The organism is Thioalkalivibrio sp. ALE16 (assembly GCF_000381305.1).
GTDB lineage: Bacteria > Pseudomonadota > Gammaproteobacteria > Ectothiorhodospirales > Ectothiorhodospiraceae > Thioalkalivibrio.
On record NZ_KB906356.1, the window covers coordinates 60,734 to 72,276 of the forward strand.

Below are 11,543 nucleotides of genomic sequence, written 5' to 3' on the forward strand. Positions count from 1 at the left end.
TCAAGTACGGCTGCGGTATATCGCAACCCGGCCGATCGGCATTTTGCGAAAGCGTTTGGTGCGGTATTCGCGGTAGGTGACCAGCTCCAGAAACGGAGCCGCGTCCAGCAGCCTTCTCTGGGTTGGATTCTGATACACGATCAGCACTTCCCGTGGTTCGGTCCGCATGGCGTTTTCGAGATTTGCGAGCACCCGTTCCATGATGGCGGCCCTGAACGGGTTGAACAGATAGATCAGCAAGTCGCCTGCGGGCAGGTCGTATGCGCCGGCATCGCCGCATACGGTCTCGATATTCGCTACCTTGCGTTCCGGATGTTGGTAGAGACGTGCGTTCTCGGTGGCAATGTCGTTCAGACGCGCGTTGTACTCGACCCCGATCACGCGGCGGAATGGGTGGTGCGAGGCGAGCAGCAGCGCTTTGCCCTTGCCTGAGCCCAGATCAATGAAGGCGTAGCGGCTGGGGGCGATCTGCAGAGAGCGCACGATCCGATGGAACAGACGCGGCGGTGCACCTTCGTAGCCTTCATGTTCCTGCGGCAGACCTGCGTCATCCTCGGCCTGCATCCCGGTATTGGTAGAGTACTTGCGATCGAAGTCCGTCAGATGGAACAGGATGTTTCGCGGGATGAGTATCAGGGTGCGCCACCAGCCATTTTTGCGCAGGGAGGCGCGCAGCCGCGCAAGTGCATCCGTCATGTGCTCGTCCGGGTGCTTGTGCAGTCGGAACAGGGGATGTGTTTCATGCCTCAGTGGTCTCCAGCTGCGCGACAAGCGCCTTGCGGTCGATCTTGCCGTTCGCGTTCAACGGCAGGCTCTCCAGCGAGTGGATGATTCGCGGGATCATCACGGCGGGCAGGCGCTGGCGTAGCCGGTCGCGCAGGACTGCTTCGTCGGCGCCTTCCGCGACCACGAAGGCCACGATCCCGGAGGCGCCGCTTTCCGTTCGCGGCCATCCGACAGCCACCGCCTGGTCCGTACCGGCGGCCTCGCGCAGCGCCGCCTCTACCTCGCCGAGCTCGATGCGTACCCCGCCGATCTTGATCTGATGGTCCAGGCGCCCGAGAAAGATGATCGGCTCGCCCGGGCCCGGGCGGCGCACCAGGTCCCCGGTCCGGTAGTGCACGCGATCGTCCTTAAGTTGCACGAAGGCCTGCGCCGTGCGCTTCGGGTCCTTCCAGTAGCCGGGGGTCACCTGGGGGCCGCTGATCAGTAATTCGCCCTCGGACCCGACCGGCACCTCCTGCAGGGCCTCGTCCGCCACCCGCAGCTCCACCTGGTTGCCCGGATAGCCGATCGGGACCATTCCATGTTCGCACTCGGCCGGCGATTGCTCCGCGTCCCAGCGATAGAAACAGGCATCCACCGTGCACTCGGTAGGGCCGTAGGCGTTGTCGATCCAGGCGTTGGGCGCGGCGACGGCCATTGCCGCGGCCAGTTCCGCCGACAGGGCCTCGCCGCCAAAGCGGCACAGGCGCAGATCCGGGAAACGCCCCGGCGCCCAGCCGTTGCGACGGTTCATCCCGTGCCCGGCCGAGGGCGTGATGTCGATCACCGTAAGGGCCTTGTCCGCTATGTAGCGGTTGGGGTTGAACCACTCCTTTGCGGACGGGCAGCACAGGCAGGCGCCAAAGGCCCACGAGACGTACAGATCGAACATCGACGAGTCGAAGGTGATGTCGTAGAACTGGGAAAAGCGGTCAGTCTCATTGATGCCGAAGTCCCGGTAGCGCTCCAGCGACATCTCCACAAACCGCGCCGCATTGCGCTGGAGTACGCCCACGCCCTTGGGTATGCCCGTGCTGCCCGAGGTGAAGAAGAGGCAGGCCAGGTTGTCCGGTGATACGGCCGCCGGTACCCAGTCCGTGCGTCGAGCGGCGTCTCCGGCCACCCGAAAGTCGTGTCCGGGCCAGCGCGCCTGGAGCTCGTCCAGCCGCTCGGCATCGGGCAGCAGGATCACGAGCGGGCGGGAGAATGCCCCCAGCAATTCATCGAGCCGCTCCAGCCCCTGATGATCCACCAGCAGCGCCGACAGATCGGCTTGCTCGGCCATGGCGAGCGTGCGTTCCGTCGGAAAGCCCGGGTTCAACGGGACCAGAGTATGGCCGCCCATCAGGGTGCCCAGGATGCCCTGGTACATCGGCAGCGACCGCTGCGCCAGTACACCGACCCGATCTGGTTCGCTTGCACTCAGGGCATGTTGCAGCGCATGACCGACATTCGTCCCCGCTTCGAATAGCTCGAGGTAGGTGAACACGTGGCCTTCTACGTCCAGCGCAGGGCGGTCGGGGAATCGTTCCGCCGAGCGCAGGAAGCCTGTCAGAACACCCCTCGTTAGCCTGGCGTTTGGCATGGCTGCGGCCCTCGATCTGCTCCAAAACCCTTGTCCGACGCGGCTTCCGGGATCTTCCGGTCGGCTCGCACTGGGCATCCATTCGCGCCGTTGTGCGCTCGCGCGTCCACGGTGCCGTCAACGAGAGCATCGGTGATCACCTCATCTCGTACAATCGAAACGAGAAGCCAGCCGCCAGGCTGGGCTAACGGCTGCCTGATGGCGGTTCCCCCGTGGGTCGCCAAGGCCCCTCGCATGAAGGATCCGGGTCGGCGAAACCATGCTGCAAACCCTGCGCAAGCTGAATGCCCTGCTGGACCCCCGCGATCGCGGGAAGGTCGGGCTTCTGGTGATTCTCATGATCGTCACGGCCTTTATGCAGACCGCGGGCATTGCCTCGGTCATGCCGTTCCTGGCCGTACTGTCCGACCCGAACATGGTCCACGACAACGAGCTGCTGCGCCTCGCCTACGAATGGCTGGGGTTCGAGTCCACCGGCAGCTTTCTCTACTTCCTGGGTGTGGCGGCGTTTGTGCTCTTCGTCAGCGGAACCGCACTCCAGGCCCTGAACCAGTGGGCCATCACGCGGTTCACCCACATGCAGCAGTACGAGCTTTCGCGGCGGCTGATGGGCGACTACCTCAGCCGGCCGTTCACGTTTTTCCTAAACCGCAATTCGGGCGACCTTGCCAAGACCGTTCTGCAGGAGACGACTCAGGCCATCAATGGCGCATTGATGCCGGCCATGAAGCTGGTGAGCCAGGGCCTTCTGGCATTATCGATTATCACGCTCCTGGTCGTGGTCCAGCCTTGGCTGGCGGTCACCGTCGCCCTTGGGCTCGGCAGTATCTACGCGGGCATCTACCTTGCCGCGCGAACCTGGTTGAACCGCATCGGCAAGGATCGAGTGGAGGCAAACCGGGAGCGCTTTACGGCAGCAGCGGAGGCTTTCGCTGGTGCCAAGGAGATCCGCCTTCTCGGGCGTGAGCGAGACTACCTGGAGCGTTACCGGCGCCCATCGAAGCGATTTGCCAGCCATCAGGCCAACGCGATCCTGCTAAAAGAGATCCCACAGTATGCGATCGAAGCCATCGCGTTTGGCGGGGTTCTCCTTCTGGTCCTGTTTCTGATGGCTGGCGACGGAGGCCTTGCCACGGCTCTTCCCTTGATCGGGGTATATGCACTGGCGGGCCGGCAACTGATCCCAGCGTTCCAGAAGATCTTTCAGCAGTTTGCCTCGCTGCGTTTCAATGTCGCTGCAGTCGACAACATCCTTCAGGATCTTGGCCATCCGACCCGGGCCGAATTTTCGACCGAAACCGCAGATGGAGTGGCGCCACTGGCGCCCAGGTCAGTTCTAACCACCACGGATCTTGCATACACCTATCCCGGTCACGATGAGCCGGCGGTCCGCGATGTTTCGATAACCATCGAGGCTAGGACGACCGTCGGGTTCATCGGTTCGTCCGGCGCGGGAAAAAGCACCTTGCTAGACCTGCTACTGGGGCTGCTCGAACCGAACCAGGGCCAAATCCGGATCGACGATGAACCCCTTGGGCTCCGCAACGTGCGCAATTGGCACCAAGCAATCGGCTATGTTCCACAGCACATCTTCCTGGCGGACCAAAGTGTTGCTGCGAACATCGCCCTCGGCGTTCCGTCCTCCCGGATCGATTATGCGGCCGTAGAACGAGCCGCCCGTCTCGCGAACTTGCATGATTTTGTCACCCGAGAGCTTCCTCTCGGCTACAACACAATCGTGGGCGAACGGGGTACCCGGCTTTCCGGCGGTCAGCGCCAGCGTATTGGTATTGCTCGCGCCCTCTATCGCGACCCTGAGGTGTTGTTCTTCGACGAGGCGACCAGCGCGCTCGATAACGCCACCGAGCGCGCCGTCATGGATGCCATTCACAAACTCGCCGGGAACAAAACGATCATCCTCGTTGCTCACCGATTGACAACCGTCGCCCCCTGCGACCGGATCTTTATTCTGGAAAAGGGGCGGGTAGTCGATGCGGGGACTTGGGAGGAGCTCTCCGAGCGGAGTGGCTCCTTCAAGACTCTGGCGGCCAGCGCAAGTTGATGGTACTGGGTCTAACCCCTGCGACCGCTATCGCCACACTGACCCGCTTGGAGCACACGTGACGAACGCAAAGCTTCCCGTTGATACCCGCGCCTTCCAAGACCAGACGGGCCGTTCTGCGGGCAGTGGTTCTAATGCGTAAGCGGTGCACCGCAGTAACGGAGGAAAGCTGTAGTGCTACCCCGCAACCCGTTGAAGGCGGGGATCGGCCGCCTGTTACTGATAACAACGGGCGTGCTACGGCGAGCGGCTCCGTTGTGCAGGCTGATTGCACGGCGCTCGCTGCGCCCGGTTCTCGCGCAAAAGCGACTCGCGCGCGAACATCTACATTAATCACTGTCCCCCAGCGAACGAAAATGAAGCCGGAGTGAGCAATAATGGAATCAGGCCAGACGGAGGAGGCGGTTCCGGTGGGAGCCTGCTGGCGCACGTTGATGCGCCGTGCCCGCCGCAAGATGCTCCGCCATGTCAGACCCCCGGTGAAGCTTTCTCAAACACAGCGCGCCTACTATCGAAAGCAGCACGTCGACATTAATGACGAGACCTTCGCGCGCTTTTACAAAGCGGGTCTTCTAGATGACCTTGATCGTGACACTGTGGAGCGAGCCCGGGCCTATCAGCTGCGTGTGTTGGGGCGCCCAATGGATGTTGCGATCCATGCGGCTTTCCATAACCTCCACGGGTATTCGGATTCGCGCCTGCTTCCACGCCACTTGTACTGGCACATCCTCATGCCTTTCCTCAATGACCTCAATTTTCGTTCCGCATATTCTGACAAGAATCTGTATCACTATTTTGCAGGCGCTTCACGAACCCCGATTTCTCGTCTCAAGTGTGTTGCCGGGAATTTCTACGATTCTGATAATGTACCGCTGAGCCGGTCCACTCCGGTCCGGGATGTCTTGGGTGGGGCGGGAAATATGATTATCAAGCCATCCAGAACCGATAATGGATGCCGCATCGCATCTCTTTACCTGTCGCCCGACGGTGTGGAGTGTGATGGGCTTCTCCGTAGAACCGTGGGTGAGCTTTCCGACGTCTATGGGGCGAACTTTGTTGTCCAGGAGAAGCTGGCTCAGCATCCGGTCCTGGCGGCCCCTCATCCACCCTCGGTTAATACCCTGCGGATACTTACGCTGCGCTGGTCGGGCGAAATCCACTATTTGTTGGCCTTCGCGCGTTTCGGTACGGGTGGAGCCGTTAACGACAATGCGGGAACGGGGGGTATCTGCGTTGGAATCGCTGGCAACGGGGCGTTGAAGGATCATGCCGTGACCGAGGCGGTAGAGCGCCTGGCTCGGCATCCTGATACGGGCTACGAGTTTGGCCGGCGTCCGGTGGTCCCCGCCTTCGAGAGGGCGGTGAATTTATGCAAGGACATGCATCGCGACGTGTTGCATCATAATCTTGTGTCATGGGACATCGCCATTGATGTGAACGAGGAGCCAGTGTTTATCGAACATAATTTTCGCGGAGCATTGTGGCTTTACCAGATGGCGGTTGGGACGCCCGCGTTGGGGACGCTTACCGACGAGGTATTGTCGTGGGCAGCACAGCAACAAGGGCAGATTGGATAAAAGCGCAAAGCGGCTGTGGGAGTGATGTCCTTGTTGCGCCTAGGGAAACACTGATCAATGTACACGCTCGCGCTCGAGTCGCTTTTGCGTGCGAACAAGGCGCGGCGACTGCCGTGCAGTCATTCTGCACAAGGGAGCCGCAACGCCGTGCGCATGCCCGTTTTCGACAACAACGGGCGGCCGAGCCCCTGCTTTCAATGGGTTGTGGGGTTGGCACCCCAGGTTCCCCGATCCTGCGTTGCGCCGCTTACAGGTAGAACCACTACCTGTTGCACGACGCGCCTTGTCTCTGAAAACTTGGGGTACCAACGCGAGTGTGTACATTGATCAGTGTTTCCCTAGGCCTTCGGTCCGGCCACGAGCCTGACCGGTTGGGAGAACCTTGAGATGGCCCAGCGTAAGGGGCTTCTTCTGTTTTCACGTCCCGATGCCAAGTTCGAGAGTTGGGCACGGGGCGTTCGGGCTATATCAGACACCCATGAGGCGGTATCCGCGTGGCGTCCCTGGTTCGGGTTCTGCCATTTCCTCCGGTATAGAGTTCAGGGCTACCGAGTTGAAGCCTTCGTCGTGCGCTACCTCAACGATCCTGGGTCCCTGGCATCGGCGCTGCTACGGCTTGGAGGGGATGCGGTCACGCTATTTGTCGCACGCCTTCTTGGGATCCCCATATTCTGGATACTGCACAATGTGGATCGTGAGACGTGTAACCAGCGCCCTTTGATTATCCGGTGTCGTCGTCACCTGGTACGCCGGAACGCATCGGCGTTTTTCGTGACCGAGAAGGCGTTGGTGGAGCCGGCACAACGACTGCACGCTCTGCCAGCGCCGGTTCAGGTCCTGCCGTTGGGTGAGCCCAGTGACGCGAGCCTTTACCCAGAGCAGTCATCAGACACATGGGATCGTTTTCGGAGTGGGGCCGAGCGATGGCTCAGGGCAGAAGGGGCGCAGGCGGTTGACTTCCCCCCCTGCCTCCTGGTGGTTGGAACCCCGGAAGAGAAATACACGCACTTCTGGCGGTTGCGCGAATTGCTGGACCACGCCCGAGGGCGTGGTCTGTCTGTCAGAGCGCTCGTAGTTGCGCCCCTTGATGAAGGGTATGGGGAGGATTTGCGGCGGGAGCTGGCCGAGCACGTAGCCCGCGGGACGGTGTACCTCAGCGAGACTTATGTCCCGTTGAACTGGAAATGGGCGAAAAAGCACTGCACGGCGTTGCTTCGAGGCTATTCGGACTTATCGATGTCGCATGCGATCTACCACTCAGTGTCTGTGGGGATGCCGGTCCTGGCGATGCCCGGGTCTGTAGTTCCCAAGGTGGTTCGTGACGAGGAGATTGGCGAGGTACTGGAGGACGACTTCAGTAATCTGGAGCAAGTCCTGCGGCAGCTACAGCCTTTGAATGATGCAACAGTCGCTGGGTTCTTTTCCGCGCGAAGCGGTGTGCGTGCCGCTGAAGTGCTGCTCCAGGCTCTACGCGATCTTGCCGCAGCGCGATGAAGAGGGGCCTGGTCTAGGTGTGGCCTCTCAAGGTGATCCTCGGGCTACCGTTGGGCAGCCTTGTGGGGTCCACTGCCAGCGTCTTCCGCGACGCACTGTGCCGGCCCACTTTACGCTGTACGGCAGTGCCGGCGCGCGACCTAATGCTCGAGACGGCGCACAAAGGGAGGTGTTTCCCTAGCATGACGTGCGACGCTTGCTACCAAGCCCTTCCCAGAAGCTTCGGTGCTGTATTCGACGTAGAAACGGGATCCTCCAGCCCATGCCTTGCTCAATCGCGTACTTGCATGGCGCGCAGCGGCCACAGGGTTTCCCCGCTCTGGGCTGGTGGCAGAACCATGTCTCTTGCATGATCGAGCGAAAGCCGTTTTCGTCTGCGATCTGCATCATGTCGGTTTTTGAAAGGTGCATGATCGGAAATCGGAACGGCTCGAACAGCGTCCATATTGCATGGTCGAATTCCGACTTTCCTGTCGCTGACAGTTTCCCGTGGTGAACGTGTGGCCCGAGCGCTTTCTCTATCCGTCCACCGCCCTGGATCCCGAGTTCCAGCGGGCGCTCCAAACGCCTGGCATATCCAGCGAGCCAAGGGTATTGGGTGCCGATGTCCTTGTGGCTGTAGATGGTCTTGAAGGCGCGTCGGATATCATCCGGAATAGGAGCTCCCCGAGCGGGCGCATACTCAGTGGGGAGTAGGCGATCAGATGTCTCACTCCATAGCTGTTGGGCCATCGCTCGTATTCTCGACATAGCCCGGATTTCCTCGCCGGTCGACCCCCGTGTCTCGTCTACGAGATAGTGAGGTTGGATGACGTCACTGGACTCAGCGAGGATCTGACAAACTCGGAAGGTACTGTCAAACCCCCCAGTCCAGAGAATGTTGCGTACAGGTTTGCTCATATGGAGTGTCATGGAGTGAAGGCGGGTCGAGTGCGCCATTCAGGCGTAGCGTTGAAGGAGGTCCAGAAGCCGTTTCCTGCAATGCCATAGTACCCGGGCTTCCAGTGCCTTGCGGCGCCGGACCTGCGGAAATGTGTCGCTTCCGTTAGCGAGGCGTAGAAGGAAGTATCGCGCGGCGACAAGTTCGAACAGCGGATTGTTCTGGTGATTTACTGAGCAGCCATCCAGAAAGGCGTCCTGCAGTTGGCCAAGTGCGCGTGCGGAATTGAGATGTTCCCATTTGGAACATTCGAGTTCGACCCAGAACGAGCAGACGTCCACCATTGGTATGTCCATGCCCGAGTTCCCGAAATCAAGCACTTGTATGCGTCCATCAGCGATCCAGATGTTGTGAGACTTGTAGTCTCCGTGACAAAAGGTGGTTGCAAGCTGGGTCTCCGGTTGCCTCGAGATGATGTCCTGGGCCACGCGTTCGAATTTCGTGAGGTAGTCCGGTGGGAGCCAGGGGATCCGTTGGTTCGAAATGCGAATGACCTGTGCCTCGCAGAATTCGAGAAGCGAGTCTGCCTCGAACGTGTCGGTATCGTCATCGGCTAGTGTGTGCAATTCGCGTAGCCAGCCCCCCACATGGCGCACAGGCTCCTTCAGATCGAGTAGCAAGCGCGGGTTCCACGCGGACATGTGCTCGGCAAGCAAGTGTCTGAGCGGCTTCCCGGGGAGGGCGCTCATGGCGAGGGCGTTGTAGTCGGGGTAATAGCCGATGGGATCCGGAGTGCTCGGCTCGGTCAGAAGAGGCGCGGCACTTACGCGTTGGAGTGTGGCGTACTCCTTTCGAAGTTTCTCCGCCCGGACCTCTGCTTCCATGCCGCTGACCCAACGCGGAAGGCCTTTAAGGTACACCAGGAAAGAGCCTCCCGTGTCGACGAAATGTAGCCGGAAGATGCGGGAGTACGGATAGTCCTGGACCCATACTCGATGAAGGTGAGGGGGGGATGTGGAGCCCCGGTGTCGTTGAACATCGTGAACGAGCCGTTCTCGTAGTGTCGTTGGCAGTCCAGTGCGGTTAATCAGCTTCATGCCGTCCCTCTGCATGGGATCTCTCCGGGTGGACCCGGCGCATTAGTGGATCGAGAAATGTCTGCCATCCTCTGTATGCAGCCTGCTGCGTTATGCCGCAGGGTTGTCATTACGCCTCCCTCGGGAGGCGTTGCTGGTTGTTAAAGTTTTCGATCCGTTCCTGAATTCGCGTCAACCGGTCGTTCAAGACGGCATCCTTGCCAAGCTGAAAGCTCTGGCTTCGAGACAGCTGAGCCAGTTTTTGACGGAAGGCGACCGCCTTGAGTCCGGCGACCGCCCTCCCTGCCAAGGAGGAGGGAGGCCTGGACCAGATAACCGGGAGGCTTCGAAAATGGATCGACGTGTCCATTGAGGCGGCCCAGTCTTCCCACTTGGAAAGCAACATCTCCCGGTTGGTCATGACAGGTAACCAGGGCACGCGCAGGGCTTCCGCGGCAATGGCGCCGTGCATGGCAGAACAGATGAGGCGGCGCGAACGTCCGATCTGGTCGAGGACGCTGGCACAAGGTTCCTCGGGGTGGATGAAATGAACCCCGGCCTGCTCGCATAGCGCCTTCATGTGCTCGGAGTAGAGGCCGTGGTGGGGCATGAAGGCGCAGTCGATGTCCTTGGTGCAGTTCAGGCTCTGTGTTTCGTGAACGAGCAGGCCCGGGTCCGAAATGGCGAATTCGGGCGGCAATCCAAGAGTGTTGGCGGTCAATGGCCCGCGAACAAAGTGCACCCGCCAGCGAGCTTTGGCATCGGGCTGAACATTTCCGTAGCCGGAGCCACTGCCAAAGATGTGCAATACGCCCTTCGGGGGCAGGCGTTCATTCAGCAAGGTTCCGATTCCCACAAATACCTCTTGGGATCCTGGCGTCTTCTCCAGAGGCGCTTGAATAAAATGCGGCCAGAGATAGTCGTTGAGGGCATCGCCAAAGTTGGGGCGCTTACGATAGCTATAGAGATACATCTAGGGCTCCAGCACAATTCAGGGATGCTCCCCGGGCTCCGGATTTGGGCGGATGACCGTGAGCGCCACAGGGCGACTGTTTAGGCCTCTTCATGGAGAGAACGCCATGTCCGTGAATCCTGCAAAGATTGCGGTGGTGATACCGTATTTCCAGCGTAAGCGAGGGCTTCTGCGCCAGTGCGTGCGCTCGGTGCTGGAGAATGCCACCGGCGTCGATACGGCCGTCGTGGTGGTCGACGATGGGTCTCCGTTGCCTGCCGAGGAAGAGATCGGTGATCTGCTGAGGGATGGCCCTGTCGAAATCGTTCACCAGAAGAATGCCGGGCCGGCGGCCGCCCGGAATACGGGACTCCGCCGTGTCGAACCCTACGCGTCTTACGTGACCTTCCTGGACTCTGATGACGAATGGATCGGCCCCTTCCTGGAAGATGCCGTCCGCGCGCTGGACCAGGGGTTCGATCTCTTCGTAGGAAACAGTCGCCGGGTTGGAATTCCGGTGTCGCGGTTCGAGTGGTCCGATGTCCAGAGCCAGAATATCCATCCAGGCGGGCACCGCCTGGTGGACCCAGATCATGATGTTTACGAGTACGTAGGGAGTTTTTTCGATCTCTTGGTTCGGCGAAGCAATGTGATTGGCCCGACAACGATGGCTTTCCGTCTTGACCGATTCCCCGGGATTCGCTTCCGCGAGAGTCTTTTTCAAGGCGAAGATCGGCTGTTCAAGCTCACACTGGGGCAGTCGCTGGGCCGCGTAGCGTTTTCGCCCCGCATCTATGCGGAGGAAGGCGAGGGCGTAAATATATTCGACAAATCGGGTTGGAAGACGGACGGATACCTGCGTCTGACATCCAATTACATTGCGCTGTCGCGCATGGTGCTGGATGAGATCCGGCTTGATGCATCGCAGCGTGCTTTTGTGCGGGGGCAACTGGCCGACTCGCGGCGTGCCTTCGTGGCCGCGGTGCTGCACCAGCTGAGACACCGGAAGCCGCTCGACTGGGCACAGGTCCGGGCGACACTGCGCCGCGATCCGACAGGGACTGTCCTGTTCCTCCCGAATGTTCTTCGCCTGGTCGCTGGCCACCTTGGAGTAAAGGGACGGCGGCCTCCAGGGTAGGCGATGTTGTCGTC

Annotated in this window: 9 protein-coding genes; 4 read left to right on the top strand and 5 right to left on the bottom strand. The window is 60.4% G+C overall.

What is annotated here, in order from left to right; translation table 11 throughout:
• Window positions 1-696 (bottom strand): class I SAM-dependent methyltransferase, encoded by a 696-nt coding sequence (locus F627_RS0103760; RefSeq protein WP_019583323.1) that lies wholly within the window; start codon window positions 694-696, stop codon window positions 1-3.
• Between the two features lie 43 nt (window positions 697-739).
• Window positions 740-2,350, bottom strand: coding sequence for an AMP-binding protein (locus F627_RS0103765; protein ID WP_026332016.1), 1,611 nt, complete (start codon window positions 2,348-2,350; stop codon window positions 740-742).
• A gap of 259 nt (window positions 2,351-2,609) precedes the next feature.
• On the opposite strand from F627_RS0103765, the gene F627_RS0103770 reads away from it, so the two are divergent.
• The 3 genes from F627_RS0103770 (at window position 2,610) to F627_RS0103785 (ending at window position 7,483) form a co-directional block, all read left to right on the top strand.
• Window positions 2,610-4,412, top strand: coding sequence for an ABC transporter ATP-binding protein (locus F627_RS0103770; RefSeq protein ID WP_019583325.1), 1,803 nt, complete (start codon window positions 2,610-2,612; stop codon window positions 4,410-4,412).
• Between the two features lie 377 nt (window positions 4,413-4,789).
• Window positions 4,790-5,989 (top strand): sugar-transfer associated ATP-grasp domain-containing protein, encoded by a 1,200-nt coding sequence (locus tag F627_RS16240; protein WP_081630712.1) that lies wholly within the window; start codon window positions 4,790-4,792, stop codon window positions 5,987-5,989.
• 387 nt (window positions 5,990-6,376) lie between these two features.
• Window positions 6,377-7,483 (top strand): hypothetical protein, encoded by a 1,107-nt coding sequence (locus tag F627_RS0103785; RefSeq protein ID WP_231370130.1) that lies wholly within the window; start codon window positions 6,377-6,379, stop codon window positions 7,481-7,483.
• A gap of 177 nt (window positions 7,484-7,660) precedes the next feature.
• Here the strand turns inward: F627_RS0103785 and F627_RS17305 are convergent, their stop codons facing one another.
• The 3 genes from F627_RS17305 to F627_RS0103800 form a co-directional block, all read right to left on the bottom strand.
• On the bottom strand, window positions 7,661-8,422 hold the full coding sequence (locus F627_RS17305) for a 7-cyano-7-deazaguanine synthase (protein WP_019583328.1): 762 nt from the start codon (window positions 8,420-8,422) through the stop codon (window positions 7,661-7,663).
• Window positions 8,423-9,247, bottom strand: a complete 825-nt coding sequence (locus F627_RS0103795; protein ID WP_231370131.1) for an aminoglycoside phosphotransferase family protein — start codon at window positions 9,245-9,247, stop codon at window positions 8,423-8,425.
• 322 nt (window positions 9,248-9,569) lie between these two features.
• The gene (locus tag F627_RS0103800) at window positions 9,570-10,412 is read right to left on the bottom strand and encodes a hypothetical protein (RefSeq protein WP_019583330.1); all 843 of its coding nucleotides are present in this window, start codon (window positions 10,410-10,412) and stop codon (window positions 9,570-9,572) included.
• A 106-nt stretch (window positions 10,413-10,518) separates the two neighbouring features.
• Here F627_RS0103800 and F627_RS0103805 point away from each other — a divergent pair, with 106 nt between their 5' ends.
• Window positions 10,519-11,529 (top strand): glycosyltransferase, encoded by a 1,011-nt coding sequence (locus tag F627_RS0103805; protein WP_019583331.1) that lies wholly within the window; start codon window positions 10,519-10,521, stop codon window positions 11,527-11,529.
• The last annotated feature ends 14 nt before the right edge of the window (window positions 11,530-11,543 follow it).